Below are 21,339 nucleotides of genomic sequence, written 5' to 3'. Positions count from 1 at the left end.
AAATGGGTGCCGCAGATGGGCGATGCCGCCGATGTGATGACGCGGCTGAAGCGCAAGCCGGGTGTGGTCTATCAGGTGCTGACGCCCAATCTCAAAGGTTATGAATCGGCCAAGCAATATGGCGCCCAGGCGATTGCAGTATTTGCCGCCGCATCGGAAAGTTTCTCTCAGCGCAATATCAATTGCTCGATTGCCGAAAGCATTGAGCGTTTTCGCCCGGTGGTGGAGAAGGCCAAGGCCGATGGTGTGCGGGTGCGCGGCTTTGTCTCGGTGGTGCTGGGCTGCCCGTTTGAGGGCGAGGTTGATCCGAAGCGGGTGGCGCAGATCGCCAAGCAGCTTGCCGATATGGGCTGCGACGATATCGGCCTGGGCGACACTATCGGCACAGGCACACCGGGCAAGACGCGCAAGCTGATCGAGGAAACCGCAGCCCTGGTGCCGTTGCAACAGCTTGGTATGCATTTCCATGATACCTATGGCCAGGCATTGGCCAATACCCTGGCTTCATTGCAGATGGGCATCACCAGCCATGATGCTTCGGTGGGTGGCCTGGGTGGTTGTCCTTATGCGCCGGGCGCCACCGGCAACCTTGCTACCGAGGATCTGGTCTACATGCTGGAAGGCCTCGGCATTGACAGCGGCTTCGATCTCAAGCAATTGGTCCGCACCGCCTGGTGGATATCCGAGAAGCTCGGCCGTCCGCCGGTATCCAGTGTGGCCAAGGCTTTGAAATCGAAGGTGTGATGCCGGTTCATCTGCTTAAACTTGCGGTCGGGATCGAAAGCCTGGAGCATTTCCGCGAACGCCTGGCGGCGCGTGCGGAAGGCGCCAAGGGCAAGCAGCAGCCGGGGCATTTCACGCATGTGACGCGGCACCGCCCGAAGCGCGATGCCGAGGTGTTGGGCGGCGGCTCGCTTTATTGGGTGGTGAAAGGCCAGCTTTGTGCCCGCACCCGCATTCTGGCTTTGGATAACGTGACGCTGGATGATGGCCCGCATTGCGCCATCAAGCTGGAAGCCCGCCTGGTGCCGGTGTTGCCGCAGCCGCGCCGGCCGCATCAGGGCTGGCGCTATCTGGAAGAGGCCGATGCGCCGCCTGACCTGAGCCAAGCCGGTGAGGGCGCCGCCGAACTGCCGCCCCAGCTGATGGCGGAATTACGCAGCCTGGGGCTGCTGTAAACGATGGCGCGGATCATCGTTGTTGGCAATGAGAAGGGCGGCTCGGGCAAATCCACCACCTCCATGCATGTGCTGATCGGCCTGCTGCTGGAAGGCGGCCGGGTTGCAGCCATTGATCTGGATGGGCGCCAGCGCACGCTGACGCGCTATCTGGAAAACCGGCAGGCCTATATCAGCAAACATGGCCTGCGCCTGGCGATGCCGGCGCATGTGGTGGTGACGCCAAGCGAATTGCCGAGCCGTGCCGAGGCCGAGGCCGACGAGGCGGCGCGCTTCGAGGCCGAACTGGCCCGGCTGGGGCCGGAGCATGATTTCCTGCTGGTGGATTGCCCCGGCAGCGACACTTTCCTGGCCCGGCTGGGCCATTCCCATGCCGACCTGCTGATCACCCCGGTGAATGACAGCTTCATCGATGTGGATTTGCTGGCCACAGTGGATGCCGAAACCCTGCGCGTGCTGAAACCCAGCCGCTATGCCGAGATGGTGTGGGAACAGCGCAAGCAGCGCTTCAACCGGGATCGCCAGAGCATCGACTGGGTGGTGATCCGCAACCGCGTGTCGCATCTCGATGCCCGCAACAAGCGCCATGTTGGCCAGGTGTTGCAGGCGCTGGAAAAGCGGGTGGGTTTCCGTTTCCTGCCCGGCTTGTCGGAACGGGTAATTTTCCGCGAATTATTCCTCTCCGGCCTTACCCTGCTGGACCTCGACCAGACCGGCAGCATCAATATGGCCCAGGCTGCCGCCCGGCAGGAAGTGCGCAACCTGCTGCTCGGACTTAATCTGGTCACGGATTCGTAAGTCCGGAATTCGTAAAATGGCTGTAAATGCGGCCCAGCGTTGCACAAAAAGGCTTGCCAGCAGCGTCTTGCGCAACAATATTAACGACCGATTTACGCCTGACCCTGCGATGTCCGCCGGGCTGGCGCAATAATAGGGAGAGACTTCACATGAACAAGCTGCTCGCCGGCCTTGCTGGCTTGGCCGCCCTGGCTGGTACTGCCGCCCAGGCGCAGGATTATCCGACCAAGACCATCACCATGATCGTACCGTTTGCGGCCGGCGGCCCGACCGATACCGTGGCCCGCCTGCTGGCGCAGTCGATGGGCACCAGCCTGAAGCAGCAGATCATTGTGGAAAATGTCGGCGGTGCCGGCGGCACACTCGGCGCGGCCCGCGTGGCGCGCTCGGCCGGCGATGGCTACACCATTTTCCTGCATCATATCGGCCAGGCCACCAGCGCCACGCTGTATCGCAAGCTGCCCTATGACACCATCAACGATTTTGAGCCGATTGGTCTGGTCACCGACGTGCCAATGACCCTGGTGGCCAAGGGCGACCTGCCGCCGAAGGATTTCAAGGAGCTGGTCACCTATATCAAGACCAACAAGGACAAGGTTTCCTATGGCAATGCCGGCGTTGGCGCCGCGTCGCATCTCTGCGGCCTGATGCTGATGAGCGCGTTGCAGACCCAGATGACCACGGTGCCTTACAAGGGCACCGGCCCGGCGATGAACGACTTGCTGGGTGGCCAGATCGATCTGATGTGCGACCAGACCACCAACACCACCGGCCAGATCAAGGGCGGCAAGATCAAGGCCTATGGTGTCACCACCAAGACCAAGGTGCCGGCTCTGCCCGACCTGCCGACGCTGGACAGCGCCGGCCTGCCGGGCTTTGAAGTGGCGGTGTGGCATGGCGTTTATGCGCCGAAGGGCACGCCGAAGTCGGTGGTCGACAAGCTGGCCGGCGCGTTGCAGGCGGCGCTGAAGGACCCGGCCGTGGTGCAGCGTTTTGCTGAATTGGGCACCGAGCCGGTGAGCCAGGATCGTGCCACCCCGGCCGCCCTGGGCGCGCATCTGAAGGCGGAAATCGCCAAATGGGCGCCGGTGATCAAGGCTGCCGGTGAATATGCCGACTAAGTTTCGGCCATAATGCAGTAATTTGTCGTAAACGATACGCCTGTTCCGCTTGCAGCGGGGCAGGCGTAAGCGTATGGCGGAAGTGCTTACCGGTCGTTAAGGCCGCAAACGCCTAAGGGGGGCGCAATGCAGGGGTTGATCCGCAATCCGAAAGATTTCTGGTCCGGGCTGTTATTCCTGGTGGTTGGCCTGGGGTTTCTGTGGGTCGGGCAGGATTATTCGTTCGGCACCGCCCGCCGCATGGGGCCGGCGTTTTTCCCGACCATGCTGGCCGGCGCTTTGTGCCTGATCGGGGCCGTGGTGATGCTGCGCGGCTACATCACCCAGGGCGAACGGATCAGCGGTTTTGCCGGCAAGGGCCTGGTGCTGATCATCATCGCCTGCGTGGTGTTTGGCCTGCTGGTGCGGCAGGGCGGCCTGGTGGTTTCTGTAGCCCTGCTGGTGTTGATCAGTGCCATCGGCTCGGTGCATTTCAAGGTCAAGAACACCGCCATCATGATGCTGGCTTTGGCGCTGTTCTGCGCCGTGGTGTTCATCAAGGGATTGGGCTTGCCGATTCCGATCATCGGCCCGTGGCTGGGCGGCGAGTAAGGGGTATCCGATCATGGAATTGCTGCAAAATCTCTCCATTGGCCTGGATGCCGCGCTCACACCGATAAACCTGTTCTATTGCCTGGGCGGCGTATTCCTTGGCACGCTGATCGGTGTGCTGCCCGGCCTTGGCCCGGTGGCCACCATCGCCATGCTGCTGCCGGCCACTTTTGCCCTGCCGCCGGTTTCGGCACTGATCATGCTGGCCGGCATCTATTACGGCGCCCAATATGGCGGCTCCACCACGGCGATCCTGATCAATCTGCCGGGTGAAAGTTCATCGGTGATCACGGCATTGGATGGCTATGCCATGGCGCGCCAGGGCCGCGCCGGCGCGGCCTTGTCCACCGCCGCCATCGGTTCGTTCTTTGCCGGCACGGTGGCCACTTTCCTGCTGGCCGTGTTCGCGCCGCCTCTGGCCGAGATCGCGCTGAAATTCGGCCCGGCGGAATATTTCTCGCTTATGGTGCTTGGCCTTGTCGCCTCGGTGGTGCTGGCGCATGGCTCGCTGCTCAAGGCCATCGGCATGATCGTGATCGGCCTGCTGATCGGCATGGTGGGCACCGATGTGAATTCCGGTGTGCCGCGTTTCACCTTTGATACGCCTGAACTGGCCGATGGCATTAATTTTGTCGTGGTGGCGATGGGCATGTTCGGCCTCGGCGAGATCATCAAGAATCTGGAGGATGAAAGCGAACGCGCCGTTTTCATTAAAAGTGTCACCGGCCTGATGCCGACCAAGGAGGATTTGAAGGCGATTGTGGCGCCGATCCTGCGCGGCACGGCGCTGGGTTCGGCGCTTGGCATCCTGCCCGGTGGCGGTGCCATGCTGTCATCCTTCGCTGCCTATTCGCTGGAAAAGAAGCTGTCCAAGAATTCGGCGAATTTCGGCAAGGGCGCCATCGAGGGCGTGGCGGCGCCGGAATCGGCCAACAATGCCGGCGCGCAAACCTCATTCATCCCGATGCTGACCCTGGGCATTCCGTCCAACCCGGTGATGGCGCTGATGATCGGCGCCATGATCATCCAGGGCATCCAGCCCGGCCCGGCGGTGATGACCGAACAGCCGCAACTATTCTGGGGCATCATCGTGTCGATGTGGATCGGCAACTTCTTCCTGATCGTGCTGAACCTGCCGCTGATCGGCATGTGGGTGCGGATGCTCACCATCCCGTATCACATCCTGTTTCCCGGCATCCTGGTATTCTGCGCCATCGGGGTTTACAGCCTCAACAACAGCGCCTTCGATGTGTTCATGATGGCCGGCTTCGGCCTGCTGGGTTACACCTTCGCCAAATTGGAATGCGAACCGGCGCCGATGCTGCTCGGTTTCATTCTGGGGCCGATGATGGAGGAATATCTGCGCCGCGCCATGACATTGTCACGCGGTGATCCAACGGTGTTCTTCACCCGGCCGATCAGCGCCACCATGCTGGTGCTGGCCTTGCTGGCGCTGGTGGTGGTGCTGCTGCCCTCGATCCGCAAGAAGCGCGAGGAAGCCTTCCAGGAAGAGTAGCGCCCAGCCAAGCAGGCAAAACAAAGCCCGGCCATCCAGCGATGGCCGGGCTTTTTTATTGCCGCCTTACCGGCTGATGGCCGGCGACGGGATATTGGCGCCGGGATCGCTGCCATGGCGCACCCGCTGGAAGATCCAGATGCCGATGCCCAGACCCAGGCCAACAAAGTCGGTGATGGTTTCCGGCACGATCAGGCAGATCGCGCCGGCAAACAGCAGCACGCGCAGCGGCAGGGCAATCGGCCCATTCAGCCAGCCTTCGGTGGAGCAGGCGAGGAAGAACACGCCGGCCGTGGCCGTGGCCACCACATGCAGGATGGTGAGCAACTCACCCTGCGCCAGCAGAGCCGGGCTGATGAAGAACATGAACGGCACGATGAAGGTGGCCAGGCCCAGCTTCACCGCGATCATCGAGGTGCGCCATTGATCGGCCTGGGCGATGGCGGCGGCAGCGAAGGAGGCCAAAGCCACCGGCGGCGTGATCGACGAGATCACGGCGTAATAGAAGATGAACATATGCGCCACCAGCGGCTCGATGCCGATGCGGATCAGGCCCGGCGCCACCACCGAGGCCGCCACCGCATAAGCTGCCGTGGTGGGCATGCCCATGCCCAGGATCAGCGAAATGAACATGGCGAAGAACATCGCCAGGATTTGATTCTCGCCGGCCACGCTGAGGATCAGATGCGAGAAGCGCCCGCCCACGCCGGTGAGGGCAATAACACCCACGATGATACCGGCGCAGGCACAGATCGCCACCAATTGCGCGGTTTCACGCGCCGCAATGGCCAGGGCATCGAGCGTGGCGCGTGGCCCCATGCGATGCTCGCGGCTGATCCAGCTTGCCACCAGGGCCGAGATCAGGCCCAGCGTGCCGGCGCGGAATTCGGAATAGCCGGCCATCAGCGCCCAGATCAGCACAAAGATCGGCGCCAGCAAATAGACCTTGCGCAGCATCACGGTGATCGGAGTCAGTTCCGCACGCGGCAGGCCGCGCAGGCCGTTCTTCACCGCATGCAGATCGCAATGCACATAGCAGGCAACATAAAACAGAAAGCAGGGGATCACCGCCGCCAGGGCGATTTCGGTATAGGCGATGCCGGTAATCTCGGCCATCAGGAAGGCGCCGGCGCCCATCACCGGCGGTGTGATCTGGCCTCCGGTGGAGGAGGTGGCCTCAATGGCGCCGGCGGTGGAGCGATCATAGCCGACACGGCGCATCATCGGGATGGTGATCATGCCGCTGGCCACCACATTGCCTACCGCACTGCCCGAGATGGTGCCGAACAGCACACCCGAAAGCACCGCCACCTTGGCCGGGCCGCCGCGTGCCCAGCCAACCAGCGAAACCGCGAGATCGTTCATGTAGTCGCCGGCCTTCGACACGGTGAGGAAGGCGCCGAAGGTGATGAACAGCACAATATAGCTGGATGAAACCTGGGTGGTGACGCCGAAGATGCCCTGATCGGAATAGATGTAGGAGAAGAAGAAACCGAAATTGAAGCCCTTGTGATACAGGATGCCCGGCAGCCAGGGGCCGATAAAGCAATAGAGAATGAAAACGCCGGCAATGATCGGCAAGGCCAGGCCGGCGGTGCGCCGGGTCATTTCCAGGATCAGCAGGGTGCCGATGAAGCCGGCAGCGACATCGCCCGGCTCATACAGCGCGCCGGCGCGGAACTGCAACTCATCAATGTAATACGACACATAGCCGGCGCAGGCGATGGAAAGCAGCAGCAGCGCCCAATCGATCAGCGGCACGCGGTTGAGCGAGCGCCCAGCCTTGCTGGCATAAAGCCCGAAGCACAGCACGCCGCCCCAGCCGACATGGATGGCGCGGAACATGATCGAATCAATCGGGAAGACATTCAGCACCAGCAGGTGAAACACGGTGAAGGAAACGCATAGCCAGTAGAACAGCAGCCCGGGCAGGCCGGGCAAATCGCGTTTGAAGCCGGTGAATTCAAATTTGTCGGCCGCCGCGAGGTCAACCGTTTCCTGTGGTGCATGTGCCATCACTAATCCCCCTGTTACGCTTTTTTTATTGGCGCCGGGCATGCGATGGCCCGGCGCCAGATACCCTGATACCCAGATACAAAGAGGCCGCCACCATGTCTCGCATGATGGCGGCTGGTCGATGCGTCAACTCAACTGGATCAGCTCGCCGGCATGGCGGCCGGATTCAGCTTGATGCCCTTCTCCTGGTAATACTTCACGGCGCCCGGATGGAACGGCAGGAAGCCATTGCGCGAGGCATTGGCAGCCACGGTTTCCACGGCGGCAGAGTGGCCCTTCACCATGCGGTCGTTGTTTTCCAGCACTGCCTTGACGATCTTGTAGGCCACGTCATCCGGCAGGCTCTTGTGCGCGATGCCGAAATTATACACGCCCACGGTCTTGTGGTCTTCGGCCAGGGTCTTGTAGGTGCCCTTCGGGATTGTGCTGTCGGAAAGCTCCGGCATCGCCTTTTTCAAGGCACCAAGCTGGGCATCGGTGAAGGAGATGAAGCGCACCGGGCGCTGCGCCTCGATTTCCGAATAGGCAGCGATCGGCAGGCCGGCGGCGAAGGCGAACACATCCAGCAGGCCATCGGCCAGCTGGTTCTGCATGTCGGAAGCCTGGCCGAAGCGCCAGTTGGCCTTGATGCCCAGGGTGTCAAACATCAGCGGGAAATAGGTGCCCGGTGTGCCGGCCTTGGGGCCGGCGCCGATATTCTTGCCGGCCATTTCGGCCACGCTCTTGATGCCGGTCTTTTCCGTGGTGACGAAATGGAACGGCGTGTCATACATCGGGAACAGGGCGCGGACATTGCTGTATTTCTTGCCCTTGGTCCATTCGCCGGTGCCATTCCAGGCCTGGAGCGCGATACCCATGGTGGTCATGCCCAGTTCGATGGCGCCGCCATCCACCAGGATGATATTCTGGTTCGGACCCTGGGTCTGCTGGGTGGAAACATTGATGCCGATCGTGTCGGTCAGCAGCGTAGCCACAACGCCGCCATAGATGAAATAGGTGCCGCCCACCGAGGCGGTGCCGAGCGTGAGCGACTTCGGCTGCGCGGCAGCGGCGCCTGCCATGCCCACCACCACGGCGGCAGCCAAGCCGATAGCCTTCAGTTGCGTGAAACGCATCATCTCTGTTCCTCCTGTTTATCACGGTCTTGAGCGCTGCGTGCGCCCCGCCGGTTGGGCAGCTTAACCAGTGTGGCGGCGCAGGCCAACCCTAAATGCAGCCGGAAATGAGACGATGCGCCCTGGCAAAGCGATTTCGCGCTCTCTATATGTTTATACATGACAGGCGGACCAATGGATAAGCGCGGCAACACGCTGCCCGGCAGCACGGATCGGCAGGCGGTCGATGCTTTTCTGCGCCAGGCCGCCCTGGCGCCCCGGCCGGTTCCGGGGGCCGGGCGTGGGCGGCTGATCTTTGCCATGGATGCCACCGCCAGCCGGGGTGCCTCTTGGCGCCAGGCGCAGCATATTCAGGCCGAAATGTTCAAGGCGGTGGCCGATCTTGGCGGCCTGGATATTCAGCTGGTGTTTTTTCGCGGCATGGGCGAATGCCGCGCCTCGCCCTGGGTGTCGGAAGCGCCGGCGCTGCTGCGCCTGATGCGCCAGGTCGAGTGTGTTGGCGGCCATACCCAGATTGAGCGCGTGCTGCGCCATGCCGCCGCCGAAGCGCGCGAGGCAGCAGGGCGAGGAGCGAAAGTGAATGCCCTGGTCTATGTTGGCGATTGCCTGGAGGAAAGCGCCGACGAGGTGGCGGGCCGGGCCGGCGAACTGGCGCTGCTTGGAGTGCCGGTCTTTGCCTTTCAGGAAGGTGCCGAGCCGAATGCCAAAGCCTGTTTCCAGGCCATGGCGCGGCTGACGCGCGGCGCCTATGCCAGTTTTGATGCGGAAAGCGCCGCCTTGCTGCTGCAATTTCTCACTGCCGTGGCGATTTATGCGGCTGGCGGCCAGCGCGCGCTGAATGACTATAGCGCCAAGGGCAGCGCCGAATTGCGCCGCCTGACCAGCCAGATTGGCTGAGCGCCATGGTGCTCGCTTTCGGCATCGGCCTGGCTGCTTTGGCGCTGTTCCTGTTTGGCGGCAAGCTGCTGGTGCAGCTTGATCCCAAGGTGATGGCCAAGGGCATCCGGGTGGGCCTGGGCATCGCGCTGGGTGGCTTGGCTGCCTTCCTGTTCATGCGGGGGCGGATCGATATGGGCAGCCTGGTGGCGCTGGGCTCGGCGGCAATGTTTGGCAAGGGACGTTTCGCGGGCCTGTTCAGCGGTTTTTTCGGCGGCCCCGGTGCTGGTGGCTGGAGCCGCGCCCGCACCGGCCAGGAAGCGCCCGGGCCGGATCAGGAATCCGTGGTGGAAACCGCCTGGCTGGTGATGCGGCTGAATCTGGCCAGCGGCGTGATGCATGGCGAGGTGCGGCAGGGCCGCTTCGCCGGCCGCCGGCTGGCCGATCTGGAACCGGCGGCGCTGTTTGACCTGCTCCGCGAGTGTGGCGCTGCCGATGCTGCTTCGCTGCCCTTGCTGGAAGCCTATCTGGAACGCCGCCTGGGGCCGGATTGGCGCCAGCAGGCGCCGCCCGGTGCTGATGCTGCCGAGCACGGCACCACCGGCGGTATGATGAGCCGCGAGCAGGCCTATGAAGTCCTTGGCCTGGCGCCTGGCGCCCCGGAAGCCGAAATTCGCGCCGCACATCGCCGCCTGATGCGCACGGCGCATCCGGATCATGGTGGCTCGAATTTCCTCGCTTCGCAGATCAATCGCGCCAAGGATGTGCTTTTGGGTTGAAAACGCTGCAAGTATGGCAGGTCGGCTGGGTTGAAATTGCAGGGCGGCAGAGAACGCCCAAGTATGGTAAATTATTCGTCACCCGATTCGCCGTGACCGAGAGAGCGTATCCATGAAGACTCGAGCCATGGGCTTTGCCACCCTGATTGCCGTTGGCGCCCTGCTTGCCGGCTGTAGCAACACGCAGCTTGGCGGCGGTGGCGGCACCACCCGGGCCGACACCACCTCGCGCGCCGCGCCGCCGCAGATTGCCGGTATCGCGCTGCCGGATGGCTATAACCTTGATTCCAATCGCACCATCATTCTGGGCGAGGGCGAGCGCTGGATCGGTCGGCTGTCCTATTCGATCAATTCCAGCTCGGACGACATGTTCGATTTTGTCCGCCGCGAGATGATCAACCATGGCTGGACCGAAGTGGCTGTGGTGCGCTCCGAGATCAGCCAACTCACGTATCTTTCCGGCCAGGGCGACCGGGTTGCTTCGATCCTGATCAACAAGCAGTCGCTGTATGGTTCGAAGATCGACATGACCGTGTCGCCCGCTGCCGGCAGCACCGGCATCCAGCCGTCGCGCAACACCACCAATTCGCGGCGCTGATGCCAGCATAAGCCGGCTTGCAAGCCGGCGCCGGGCCCTGTAGTCAGCAGCATGCTCACCGGATATCTCGCCCCAGAGGGTTTTGAGGCTGATCTGCGCGCCGAACTCGGCGCCGCTGTGGTGGCCGAGCATGGCCGCCTGCTGTTGGCCGAAGGAGCGCCGCGCCCGGCTGCCTGGGCCGCGAATATCTGGCAGGATGTGCAGGAAATCCCGATCGCCTCGATTGGCGAGGCGGCGACAAAGCTCAAGGCAATGCAGCGCAATTGGGCTGCCTATGCGCCGCTGCATCATCGCCGCGCCAAGCTGATTGTGGAAAAGCTGCCGCATGTCTCGGCCAAGCCGCTGCGTTTTGGCCAATTGCCGCCGGCCGCGCCAATGGGCAGCTTCACCCTGCTGGCGCCAGACCGGCTGCTGGCGGCGCCGGCCTGTTCAAGCCCGCTGCCGCATGGCGAATGGCAGTTCATCGAGGATCGTGAAGGCCCGCCAAGCCGGGCTTATCTCAAACTCTGGGAAGCACTGAGCCGTTTTGCGCTGCTGCATGATGGTGCGATGCCGCAGCCTGGCGAGGCTTGCCTTGATCTGGGGGCCTGTCCGGGCGGCTGGACCTGGGTGCTGGCCAACCTTGGCGCCAGCGTTGGCGCCGTCGACAAGGCGCCGCTGGCGCCGCAGGTTGCCGCCATGCCGGGCGTCACCTGGCGCCAGGGCAGCGCCTTTGCGCTTGATCCGCGCCATGAACCGGCAGTGGATTGGCTCTGCTCGGATGTGATCTGCTATCCGGCGCGGCTGCTGGCCCTGGTGCAGCGCTGGATCGCTGCCGGCAAGGCGCGGCGGATGGTCTGCACGCTGAAATTCCAGGGCGAAACCGATCATGCCACGGCAGCGGCTTTTGCCGCAATCCCAGGTTCGCATCTGCTGCACCTGCATCACAACAAGCACGAACTCACTTGGCTCTGGCAAATGTCGCCAGCAAGCGCCTATAATTTCAGCAGCCAAGAATAACAGGACTACGTCTCTTTTTCTGGAGGGTGGCATGTGGTGGGTGCTGGGGGGCCTCGCCGTCTTGGCGGGCGGCGTGTTTGTCTATTTTTATATTTATGACCGCTGGGTGCAGCGCGACCATGCGATCCGGCGCAATTTCCCGATCTATGGCCGCTTCCGCTACATCATGGAAAATCTTGGCGAATATTTCCGCCAATACTGGTTCACCGCCGATTGGGAAGAGCGGCCGTTCAACCGCCTGACCCGGGCCTGGGTGTATCGTTCTGCCAAGGCCGTGTCGAATTACGTCGCCTTCGGTTCCGAGGTGGATGCGCAGCAGCCCGGCCATATCTATTTCCTGCATTCCGCCTTTCCGGTGAATGACGACGAGGTGGAGGCCTATACCGGCAAATGGATCGGGCGTGGCGTGGTGGCCAATCCCTACAAGCCCAAGAGCTTTTTCAATATCTCCGGCATGTCCTACGGCGCATTGTCGTCGGCGGCGGTGACGGCCTTGTCGGAAGGGGCGGCACTGGCCGGCATCTGGCTTGATACCGGCGAAGGCGGCCTGTCGCCGCACCATCTCAAGGGCAATTGCGATATCGTGTTCCAGATCGGCACGGCGAAATACGGTGTGCGCGACAAGGATGGCAAGCTGGATGATGCCAAGCTGGCCGCCATCGCCGCCTTGCCGCAGGTAAAGATGTTCTGCATCAAGCTGAGCCAAGGCGCCAAGCCGGGGCGCGGCGGCATCCTGCCGGCAGCCAAGGTGAATGAGGAGATCGCCGCGATTCGCCTGATCGAGCCGCACAAGGCCTCGATCTCGCCAAGCCGGCATCCCGAGATTGTTGATGTTCCATCATTGGTGAAATTCATTGCCCGGGTGCGGGCCGTCACCGGCAAACCGGTCGGGCTGAAGATGGCGCTGGGTGACGACAGCTTCATCGACAGCCTGTTCGAGTATCTCCGGGAACGACCGATAGAGGCGCCGGATTTCATCCAGCTTGATGGCGGCGAGGGCGGCACCGGCGCGGCACCCGCGCCATTGGCGGATTATGTTGGCCAATCCATCGTGCAGGCATTGCCGCTGCTGGCGGCCAAACGTCGGCAATATGGCCTGCGCACGCGCATCCGCATTATCGCTTCCGGCAAGCTGCTGACGCCTGACAAAGTGGCCTGGGCGTTGTGCCAGGGCGCCGATTTTGTTGTCTCGGCGCGCGGCTACATGTTTGCGCTGGGCTGTATCCAGGCGATGAAATGCAATACCGGCCATTGCCCCACCGGTGTCACATCCAACGAGCCGCGTTTCATGCGCGGCCTCGATCCGACCCGAAAGGCTGTACGGGTGGCGAATTATGCCAAGGCGGTGCTGCATGATGTGGAAGCTATTGCCCATGCCTGTGGCTGCAAGAGTGTGCGTGAATTGAAGGCGCATCATGTGCGGGTGCAGGGTGAGGCGCCGAAACTCTGAGGTGCTTTGTGGTGCGACTAGGCTAACTGCAACTTATATATGTGAGGCGGCCTTTCTCTGCTTCTGGAGAGAGTCCGCCACATCATTTTTATCGAAGAAACTTACTCTCCAGCACAATCCGCAGCAAAAATTAGCCGCAAGTTCGTGTATGATCATGCGCGAGGCTCATGGCGTAGACGGAACATTAATCCGCGCCCATGTCGTCGGGGGAATTCCACACACCGCATGGGGCGATGCGGATATTGAGGGTATCGCGGCATGGCAAAGGCAATGCGCGAGGCATGGCGGCGATATTGGGCCGGTCTGGGGCGGGTGTCGATTCAATCGACCATCGTTGCTTTTGTCGGCCTGGTTTGCGCTGCCATTCTCGCCCTTGAATTTGCGAATTTTGTCTTTGATCGCAACGGCGATACCCGCGATGCCCGACGCACCACCGAGAATCTGGCACGCTCTGCCGAGCAGCATGCCGCCGATGCTTTCCAGACCATTGATACTGTGCTGGCCGGCTTGGCGCGGCGCATCGAGCAGGAAGGCACCGGGGAGGCGGCGCTGGGGCGGTTGCATCAGGTGTTACAGGCTCAGGCCGAGGCGATGCCGCTGGTGCGGCGTATCCTGTATATTGATGCGCTCGGCGTATCGCAGGTCGATTCCCAGGCAGTACCGCAGCGGACGGTTTATATCGACCGGGATTTTTACCAGCATCATCAGGCCGTGGCCGACAAGACACTGTTCATCGGCGCGCCGGTATTTGGCCGTGCCAGCAATAGCTGGGTGATCCCACTGTCGCGCCGGGTGAACAACCCGGATGGCAGTTTCGGCGGTCTGGTCATCGCGCCCATCGATCTGGCGAATTTCCAGCGCTATTTCGATTCCTTCGATATTGGCGCACACGGCATTATAGCGCTGATGACCGGCCAGGGCCGATTGCTGGCGCATCGGCCATTCCAGCCTGCCGATATTGCTCAGGTTTTTCCCTTTAGCGCCGAACTGGCGCGCCAGGCCGAGGCTGTGGCGGCCGGCAGCAGCACAATGGCTTTTGAACCGGATGGCGTGCGGCGCATTGTCAGTTTTCGCCGGCTGCAAGGCTATCCGCTGATTGTGCTGGCGGCGCTGGATGAGAATGAGGTATTTGCCGCCTCGCGCGACAATGCACTGCGCCGCGCGCCGCTGGTGGGTATTCTGGTGCTGTTGATTGCGCTGCTTGGTTTCATGCTGGCGATGCAGGCCAAACGACGCCTGGCGGTGGAGCAGGCATTACGGTTTGCCAAGCAGGAAGCCGAGTTGGCCAATCAGGCCAAGTCTGATTTTTTGGCGGCAATGAGCCATGAATTGCGCACGCCGTTGAATGGCATTCTGGGTTTTGGCCAGTTGCTGCAAGGTGGCTTTTACGGTGCCTTGACCCAGAAACAGGGAGAATTCGCCGAGGCGATTATCGTCAGCGGCCGGCATCTGCTGAATCTGATCGACGACATCCTGCAATTGGCCAAGATCGAGGCCGGAAAATTATCCATCGACCGCGAAAGTGTGTCAGTGGTGGAGGCGATGAAATCCGTGATGGCGGCGCTCGGGCGCGAGGCGACGCTGTATGATGTGCAGATCGAGGCCGGTGATTTTGGCGCCACGATGCCGCCGGTGCTGCTGGATCGTACTCGGCTGATCCAGATATTGATCAATTTCGGCTCCAATGCGGTGAAGTATAACCGTCGCCAGGGCCGCGTTTGGTTTGATTTTGCGGTGATTGACGATACCTGGGTGCGGATCGCGGTGAATGATACCGGCCTTGGCATTCCGGCCGAGCGGCAGGCTGAATTATTTCAGCCGTTCAATCGCCTGGGGCGTGAGAATCTGGCGATTGAGGGCAGCGGCATCGGCTTGTCACTCAGCAAACGGCTGGCGGAATTGATGGGCGGCCGGGTTGGTTTCACCAGCGTGGCAGGCGAGGGCAGTCGCTTCTGGGTAGACCTGCCAATCGCGCGCGCCGCTACCTTTTCGCAGGGGGCGGCGCCGGCGCGGATTGGCGCGTCATTGCAAGCCGTGCAGGCGGTGGTGCTCTATGTGGAGGACAATCCGAATAATCGCCTGCTGATGCAGCATGTGCTGGCCACCATGCCGCGCCTACGGCTGATTGAGGCAGCCAATGTGAAAGCTGGCCTGGCACTGGCAGAGCAGCGTCGCCCGGATGTGATCCTCACCGATATCCATATGCCGGGAGAGGATGGCTATTCCTTGCTGCGGCAATTGAGGCAGGCTCCAGAACTGGCGCAGATTCCGGTGATTGCGGTCAGCGCCAATGCCCTGCCGCAGGATATTGAGCGCGCCAAGGCGGCCGGCTTTGTTGATTACATCGTCAAGCCGATTGATCTGGCTGTGCTGGCCGAAGTGCTGGTGACTGTGTTGCGTAGTCGCTTGTCCTAAAAAATCTAGCCGACCTGGCTCAGCCGCGCGAAGCATGCCGGCCCGTCGTTTTTCACCGCATTGACCACATCGCTGACACGATACCGCGCCATCGCCTCGGCTGGATAAGGCCGCAGCAGGTCTTGCGCCGTATCGTCTTCTTGCAGCCAGCGGGCATATTGCTCTGGCGCCAGGATCACCGGCATGCGTTCATGCAGTGGTGCCAGATAGGCATTGGCCTGGATGGTGAGGATGGTGAAGCGTGGCTCCGGCACACCATCCTTGTCCACGGCTTCTTCCCATAATCCGGCCATGCAGAACGGCGCGCCGTCCCGCAGGCCAACACGCCAGGGCTGCTTGCGCCCATCCGCCAGCGGCTGCCATTCATAGAAGCTGTCGGCCGGCACCAGGCAGCGCCGCCCGGCAAAGGCGGCGCGAAAGCTGGGTTTGCTGGCGGCGGTTTCGGCGCGGGCATTGATCAGCGGGGCGTTGTTCGGGCCGGCAAAGCCCCAGCGCATCATGCACAGATGGTTGCTATCGGCCTGCCGGATAACCACCAAGGTGCTTTGCGTTGGCGCGATATTCCAGCGCGGCGGAAGGTTCGGCCGCTCCGGCACAGGCAACATCTGCGCCAGCACTTCCATTGTCACGGTGAGGGCGAAGCGGCCGCACATCGCGTTATTCAACCACTCCAAGCCGGCGCAGCAATTTCTCGGCGCTGCCATCGCTGCGGATATTATCAAGGCCGCGTTCAAAATCGGCCAGCAGCTTCAGGGCATCGGGATGCGCACGCGATATCAGCAGATGCAGCGAGGTGCGCCCCACGGGCTGTTCGGAGAAACGGAATTGTTGCGGCGTCAGCGTTTCTCTACGCATCAGATGCCAGGCCACCGGCTTGTTGACGATGAAAAAATCGGCACGATCGGCCAGGATCATTTTCAGGCAGGAGGCGGCATAGGCCGGATCGATGCGGATCGCGCTGCCATTATCGAGCAACGGCTGTAGCACAGCATGTGGATGCCAGCCCAGCGGTACGCAGGCGCGATGGCCAAGCCCATCCGGCGGGGTGGCATTACTCAATGGCAGCTTCGGCTCACGCCGTGCAGCACTCAGGATGTAGCTATCCACCGGCAGTAAAATACTTGAATTCAGGAAGTATGCTTGGCGTTCCGGCCCCAGAACATAAGGCGCGGTAACATCGAAACGGCCTTGCCGGGTTTCTTCCAGCGCGCGGTTCCAGGAAGTGTGGGTCACTTCGGTATCGCGCCCGATGGCAGCGAAGGCCGCCCGCACCAGGGCGGTGAGGGCGCCACCCTCCGGCTCGTGCTGGTCGGCAAAGGGCGCATAATCATTGCCGGTGGCCAGCCGCAAGGGTTGTGCGGCGGCTGGCGCGAGGGCGGCAAGCCAGAGCAGCAATACTGCCAGGAGAGAGCGGAACATGGCGCGACGTTACGCAGTTTCATGCCGCTCCGAAAGGGGCAGGCAGATGCGGCGGCTGCCGCCGCCGGGCAGTGCCACATCGGCCAGGGAAACACCGATGCCGTAAAGCCGATGCAGGTTTTCCGCCGTCAGCGTTTCTCGCGGGCTGCCCTGGGCCTGGAAGCCCGCGGGGCCGAGCAGCAGCACGCGGTCGGCATAGGCCAGCGCCTGATCCGGATCGTGGGTGGTGAACAATATGCCGATGCCGCTATCGGCCAGGCCGCGCAATTCCGCCATCACACGGGCCTGATTGCCAAAATCCAGATTGGCGGTCGGCTCGTCGAGCAGCATCAGCGGCGCCTCGGCGGCGAGCGCACGGGCGATCAGGCCAAGCTGCCGTTCACCGCCTGAAAGCCGCGTGTAGATTGTATCAGCCAGGGCCGAGATGCCGAGGCGCTGCAAGGCGGCGGCGGCGACACTGTGATCGTGACGGCTGGGCGCGGCAAACAGGCCGCGATGCGCGGTGCGGCCCATCAGCACCATGTCAAACAGCGTGAAGGGGAAGCTGCCGCTCTGCGCCTGCGGCACATAGGCGATGCGCTGGGCAAGGCGGCGCGGATTGAGCATTGCCAGGGTGTCGCCCTGCACCTGCACGCTGCCGGCCAGGGCCGGTTGCAGGCCAAGCAGGGTGCGGAACAAGGTGCTTTTGCCGATGCCGTTGGGGCCGAGCAGGCAGAGGATTTCACCGGGCCGCAAGGTCAGATTCAGGCCATCGGCAATGCGCCGGCCGGCATAGCCGATGGCAAGGTTGTGGGTTTCCAAGCCGCTCATTGCCAGCGCCGCCTGGCCTTCAGCAAAACCCAGAGGAATACCGGCGTGCCGAGCAGGGCGGTAAGGATGCCGAGCGGGATCTCCAGCGCCACCATGCCGCGCGCCAGCGTATCCACCGCCAGCATGTAGCCGGCGCCGAGCAGCAGGCTGGCCGGCAGCAGCAACACAAAACGCGGCCCGACCAGCAGCCGCGCCATATGCGGCACGAGCAGGCCAACCCAGCCGATGATGCCGGCCACCGAAACCACGGCGGCGGTGATCAGCGTGGCGCCGGCCACCACCAGCAGCCGCACCGGGCGCACCGCCACGCCGAGGGCGCGGGCCTCCTCGTCGCCGAGCGACAAGGTATCGATCTGCCAGCGCAGCAGCCAGAGCGGCAGCAGCCCGATCAAAACGGCGGGCAGGGCGCCGAGCAGGTCGGCGGGGGCGATGCCGGCCAGGCTGCCGAGCAGCCAGAAGGTGATGGCCGGAAGCTGGTTATAGGGATCGGCGGTGTATTTCAGCAGGCCGACGCCGGCGCCGGCCAGCGCGCCGATCAGCACCCCGGCCAGCACCAGGGTGAGCAACGGATCATGGCCGCGCACGGCGTTGCCGATCCAGTAAACCAGCGTCACAGTGATGATCCCGCCCAGGAAAGCCATGGCCTGGATGGTCACAACATCTTTGGACAGGAAAATGCCAAGCACTGCGCCAAGCGCCGCGCCGGCTGAAACACCGAGGATATCGGGCGAAACCAGCGGATTGCGGAAAAGCTGCTGATAGGCGGCACCGGCTGCCGCCAGGGCGGCGCCGACCAGCAGCGCAGCCAGCACGCGCGGCGCGCGGATACGCAGCAGCACATCCTGCGCCGTGGCATCCAGCGGCCCGAACAGGTTGATCGGATAGCGCCCGATGCCCAGCGCGATGATGGCCAGCAGCAGCAGGGCCAGCGTGACGCAGGCAAACACAATACCCGGCCGCTTCATGCCAGCAACTGCGCCAGCTGCGCCGTATCCGGTTCGCGATGATAGAGCCGGCGATAGGCTTCGCGCACAAAGGGGTGCGGATCGTCGTTGAACAGCGCCGGGTAGAGCCGTCGCGCCAGCCAGTCCAGTCCCAGCAGGCGGTTCAGGCCGGGCGGAAAGTCGATCCAGCCAAAGGGCAGGTTCGGTGCCAGGAAGCAGCGCCCGGCGCGCACCGCCGGCATGTTGCGCCAGATCGGATCGTCGCGCAGCAACTGGAAAAAATTCGGATCAATGGTGATGATGATGTCGGGCGCCCAGGCCAGCACCTGTTCCACCGAAACCTGCGCCAGACCGCCGCGCCCGAGGGCGGCGGCGACATTCACCGCGCCAAGCCGTTCGATCAGTTCGGTGTTGATCGAGCCGGCCATGCCGGTATCCAGGCCGCGCGGGCCGCGCCCGTAATAGACACGCGGTGGCTTGCCGCTGAAGCCGGCCTGCCGTGTATCCAGCGCCGCCATGCTCTCTGTCACCCAGGCGCTCAGGGCTGTGGCGCGCGGCGTTTCGCCAAGGGCAGCGCCGAGCGCCAGGATGCTACCGGCCTGTTTGTCGAGCGCGCCATCCAGCAGGATATAAGGAATGCCGGTTTGTGCCTGCACGCGGTCGGCCAGCGAGGCAAAAGTGGGGCTGACCGTGCCGTAATCGAAGATCAGGTCCGGCCTGGCGGCGAGCAGACTTTCCAGATTGACACTGCCGCCGCGCCCGGTCAGCCGGCCCAGCGCCGGCAGTGCCAGGGCGGCAGGCGGCATGAAGGGTTTTTCGGCTTCGCGGAATGGCGTGGTCCAGCCGATCAGCTTCTCCGGCGCCAAGGCATGCAGCAGGATTGAAGCCGGCGGGCCGGCGGCGAAAATCCGCTCCACCCGGGCCGGCAGCAGCACGCGGCGGCCGGCATCGTCGGTAAGGCTGCGCTCGGCCGGTTGCGCCCGGGAGGCTCCACCGGCCTGGAGGGCCAGGGCCGCGCCAAGCAGGCTGCGCCGGGTGAACCGCTTCATGGCGCAATGGCGGCAAAGCCATGGCGGGACAGGATCGCCTGGCCCTGGCGCGAGAGGATGAAATCGGCAAAACGCTGTACCTCGCCGCGTGCATTCCGCGCCACGGCCAGACCATAATCGGCCCCCACCGCCAAAGCCTGTGGCAACGCCACCTGACGCAAGGCCGGCACCTCGCGGCGGGCCAGCACGGCGTTGGTGCAGTAAGTCAGGAAGATATCGGCATGGCCCTGTTCCACCAGCATGCCATAGACATTGCGGCTGGGTGGCGGCGGCGGCGAGTTTGGCCCGCCGGTCAATTGCAGCGCCTTGGCTTCCAGCTTGGCGCGGGCGCCGGGCCGCATTGTCTCGGCCTTGGCGAATACCTCGAAGGCGTAATCACCGGAGGGATCGGCTTTCGGTGTGGAAGTGCCAAGCCGCACGCCGTTGTCGAGCATCCGCGTCAGCAAGGTTTCGCTATTGGCCGGCTCGGCCGGATGGACCAGGGCGCACATCTCGTTGCGGGTGAACAGCCGGGTCGGACCAAAACTGCCGCTCTGGCTCAATTGCTGCGGATGCTGCATGTTGGCCGAGGCAAAAATCTCGGCCGTCTCGCCCTTGGCGATCCGCTCGCGCAGCAGGCCGGAGGCGCCATAGGTGCCGGCGATGCTGATGCCGCTATCGGCGCGGAAGGCTGCGCCGATCTCGGTCATCACCGCCCGCAGGCTGCCGGCCGCGTAAACGCGGACGGCTTCCTGGGCCATGGCCTGCCCCTCAGCCAGCATCAGCAGCAGACCGAGGGCAAGGGGGCGACATAGTGACAGCATAGGCCGGCTTTCAACTCGCCTGGGCGCCGGGCTTGTAGTTCGGGAAAAAAAGTTGCTCGCCATTGATCTTGTAGCTGGCGATGGCAGCCTGGCCTTCAGTGCTGGTGAGCCAGTCGATGAACGCCTTGGCCATCTCCACTTTCACATGGGCATGCTTGGCCGGATTGACCAGCATCACGCCATATTGGTTGAACAGCCGGGTATCGCCTTCCACAACAATGCTGAGCTCGCCGCGATTCTTGAAGTTCAGCCAGGTGCCGCGATCAGTATAGGCATAGGCATTCATGGCGCTGGCGGTGTTCAGCGTCGGCCCCATGCCTGAGCCGGTCTCGCGGTACCAGTCGCCGCCGGCCTTGGGCTCAATGCCGGCTTCCTTCCACAGCCGCAATTCGGCGGCATGGGTGCCGGAACTGTCACCACGCGAAGCAAACGGCGCTTTGGCGGCGGCGATCTTCTTGTAGGCAGCCAGCGCATCCTTGCCGCCGGCCACCTTGGCCGGATCGGCCTTCGGGCCGACGATGACGAAGTCATTATACATCACCAGGCGGCGATCCACGCCCCAGCCGGCCTCAACGAATTTCTGCTCTGCCACGGCATCATGCACAAACACCACATCGGCATCGCCCTTTTCGCCGGTCTTCAGCGCCTGGCCGGTGCCTTGCGCCACCACGCGCACGGCAATACCGCTTTTCCGGGTGAAGATCGGCAGGATATGGCCGAACAGCCCGGATTGTTCAGTGGACGTGGTGGATGCCACTACAATGAATTTGTCCTGTGCCTGGGCAATGCCTGCACCCAGCAACAGGGCGCCAGCGGCTAGGGTGTTGAGTATAAACCTGCGGCTCAACATATTTTTGAACAT

21 protein-coding genes are annotated in these 21,339 nt (G+C 62.9%); 12 read left to right on the top strand and 9 right to left on the bottom strand.

Annotation, left to right across the window (positions count from 1 at the left end; translation table 11 throughout):
- From KBB36_RS14560 to KBB36_RS14535, 6 genes are all read left to right on the top strand, one after another.
- On the top strand, positions 1–744 hold a 744-nt coding region (locus KBB36_RS14560), incomplete at its 5' end, for a hydroxymethylglutaryl-CoA lyase (RefSeq protein WP_290982272.1).
- A complete protein-coding gene (locus KBB36_RS14555) occupies positions 744–1,178 on the top strand; it encodes a DUF1489 domain-containing protein (RefSeq protein ID WP_290982269.1) in 435 nt (144 codons plus the stop codon). The genes KBB36_RS14560 and KBB36_RS14555, both read left to right, overlap by 1 nt.
- A gap of 3 nt (positions 1,179–1,181) precedes the next feature.
- The gene (locus tag KBB36_RS14550) at positions 1,182–1,976 is read left to right on the top strand and encodes a division plane positioning ATPase MipZ (RefSeq protein ID WP_290982266.1); all 795 of its coding nucleotides are present in this window, start codon (positions 1,182–1,184) and stop codon (positions 1,974–1,976) included.
- A gap of 149 nt (positions 1,977–2,125) precedes the next feature.
- Positions 2,126–3,097 carry a tripartite tricarboxylate transporter substrate binding protein BugD gene (locus KBB36_RS14545; protein ID WP_290982263.1) on the top strand — a complete coding sequence of 324 codons (972 nt, stop codon included), beginning with the start codon at positions 2,126–2,128 and terminating at the stop codon, positions 3,095–3,097.
- 126 nt (positions 3,098–3,223) lie between these two features.
- The gene (locus tag KBB36_RS14540; RefSeq protein ID WP_290982260.1) at positions 3,224–3,688 is read left to right on the top strand and encodes a tripartite tricarboxylate transporter TctB family protein; all 465 of its coding nucleotides are present in this window, start codon (positions 3,224–3,226) and stop codon (positions 3,686–3,688) included.
- Positions 3,689–3,701: 13 nt separating this feature from the next.
- Complete coding sequence (locus KBB36_RS14535) at positions 3,702–5,204, top strand: tripartite tricarboxylate transporter permease (protein WP_290982257.1); 1,503 nt, start codon at positions 3,702–3,704, stop codon at positions 5,202–5,204.
- A gap of 66 nt (positions 5,205–5,270) precedes the next feature.
- Here KBB36_RS14535 and KBB36_RS14530 read toward each other — a convergent pair whose 3' ends face one another.
- Positions 5,271–7,220 (bottom strand): TRAP transporter permease, encoded by a 1,950-nt coding sequence (locus KBB36_RS14530; RefSeq protein ID WP_290982254.1) that lies wholly within the window; start codon positions 7,218–7,220, stop codon positions 5,271–5,273.
- Between the two features lie 140 nt (positions 7,221–7,360).
- Positions 7,361–8,338, bottom strand: coding sequence for a TAXI family TRAP transporter solute-binding subunit (locus KBB36_RS14525; RefSeq protein ID WP_290982251.1), 978 nt, complete (start codon positions 8,336–8,338; stop codon positions 7,361–7,363).
- A gap of 171 nt (positions 8,339–8,509) precedes the next feature.
- On the opposite strand from KBB36_RS14525, the gene KBB36_RS14520 reads away from it, so the two are divergent.
- The 6 genes from KBB36_RS14520 (at position 8,510) to KBB36_RS14495 (ending at position 15,452) form a co-directional block, all read left to right on the top strand.
- A complete protein-coding gene (locus KBB36_RS14520) occupies positions 8,510–9,232 on the top strand; it encodes a VWA domain-containing protein (protein ID WP_290982248.1) in 723 nt (240 codons plus the stop codon).
- Positions 9,233–9,237: 5 nt separating this feature from the next.
- The gene (locus tag KBB36_RS14515) at positions 9,238–9,990 is read left to right on the top strand and encodes a DnaJ domain-containing protein (RefSeq protein WP_290982246.1); all 753 of its coding nucleotides are present in this window, start codon (positions 9,238–9,240) and stop codon (positions 9,988–9,990) included.
- Between the two features lie 112 nt (positions 9,991–10,102).
- Positions 10,103–10,588 (top strand): hypothetical protein, encoded by a 486-nt coding sequence (locus KBB36_RS14510; RefSeq protein ID WP_290982244.1) that lies wholly within the window; start codon positions 10,103–10,105, stop codon positions 10,586–10,588.
- Positions 10,589–10,639: 51 nt separating this feature from the next.
- Positions 10,640–11,587 (top strand): SAM-dependent methyltransferase, encoded by a 948-nt coding sequence (locus KBB36_RS14505; protein ID WP_290982242.1) that lies wholly within the window; start codon positions 10,640–10,642, stop codon positions 11,585–11,587.
- Between the two features lie 31 nt (positions 11,588–11,618).
- Positions 11,619–13,037, top strand: a complete 1,419-nt coding sequence (locus KBB36_RS14500; RefSeq protein WP_290982240.1) for an FMN-binding glutamate synthase family protein — start codon at positions 11,619–11,621, stop codon at positions 13,035–13,037.
- 258 nt (positions 13,038–13,295) lie between these two features.
- A complete protein-coding gene (locus tag KBB36_RS14495; RefSeq protein WP_290982238.1) occupies positions 13,296–15,452 on the top strand; it encodes a hybrid sensor histidine kinase/response regulator in 2,157 nt (718 codons plus the stop codon).
- 5 nt (positions 15,453–15,457) lie between these two features.
- On the opposite strand, the gene KBB36_RS14490 is transcribed toward KBB36_RS14495, so the two are convergent.
- Genes KBB36_RS14490 through KBB36_RS14460 form a run of 7 tightly spaced genes read right to left on the bottom strand, consistent with a single transcriptional unit; the run spans position 15,458 to position 21,339 of the window.
- On the bottom strand, positions 15,458–16,117 hold the full coding sequence (locus tag KBB36_RS14490) for an SOS response-associated peptidase (RefSeq protein ID WP_290982235.1): 660 nt from the start codon (positions 16,115–16,117) through the stop codon (positions 15,458–15,460).
- Positions 16,110–16,871: a transporter substrate-binding domain-containing protein gene (locus tag KBB36_RS14485; RefSeq protein WP_290982232.1), complete on the bottom strand. Its 762-nt coding sequence runs from the start codon at positions 16,869–16,871 to the stop codon at positions 16,110–16,112. Before KBB36_RS14485 ends, KBB36_RS14490 begins: the two co-directional genes overlap by 8 nt.
- A gap of 9 nt (positions 16,872–16,880) precedes the next feature.
- Positions 16,881–17,681, bottom strand: coding sequence for an ABC transporter ATP-binding protein (locus KBB36_RS14480; RefSeq protein WP_290982229.1), 801 nt, complete (start codon positions 17,679–17,681; stop codon positions 16,881–16,883).
- A complete protein-coding gene (locus KBB36_RS14475) occupies positions 17,678–18,646 on the bottom strand; it encodes an iron ABC transporter permease (RefSeq protein WP_290982226.1) in 969 nt (322 codons plus the stop codon). Before KBB36_RS14475 ends, KBB36_RS14480 begins: the two co-directional genes overlap by 4 nt.
- Positions 18,643–19,674, bottom strand: a complete 1,032-nt coding sequence (locus KBB36_RS14470; protein WP_290982223.1) for an iron ABC transporter substrate-binding protein — start codon at positions 19,672–19,674, stop codon at positions 18,643–18,645. The genes KBB36_RS14475 and KBB36_RS14470 overlap by 4 nt, the downstream gene beginning before the upstream one ends.
- Positions 19,671–20,435: a molybdate ABC transporter substrate-binding protein gene (locus KBB36_RS14465; protein WP_290982275.1), complete on the bottom strand. Its 765-nt coding sequence runs from the start codon at positions 20,433–20,435 to the stop codon at positions 19,671–19,673. Before KBB36_RS14465 ends, KBB36_RS14470 begins: the two co-directional genes overlap by 4 nt.
- Before the next feature lie 52 nt (positions 20,436–20,487).
- The gene (locus KBB36_RS14460; RefSeq protein WP_290982220.1) at positions 20,488–21,339 is read right to left on the bottom strand and encodes a substrate-binding domain-containing protein; all 852 of its coding nucleotides are present in this window, start codon (positions 21,337–21,339) and stop codon (positions 20,488–20,490) included.

Origin of the sequence: Ferrovibrio sp., assembly GCF_017994015.1 — a bacterium.
Classification (GTDB): domain Bacteria; phylum Pseudomonadota; class Alphaproteobacteria; order Ferrovibrionales; family Ferrovibrionaceae; genus Ferrovibrio.
Note: the sequence above shows the minus strand (reverse complement) of the source record. Positions and strands in the feature narration are given on the sequence as shown.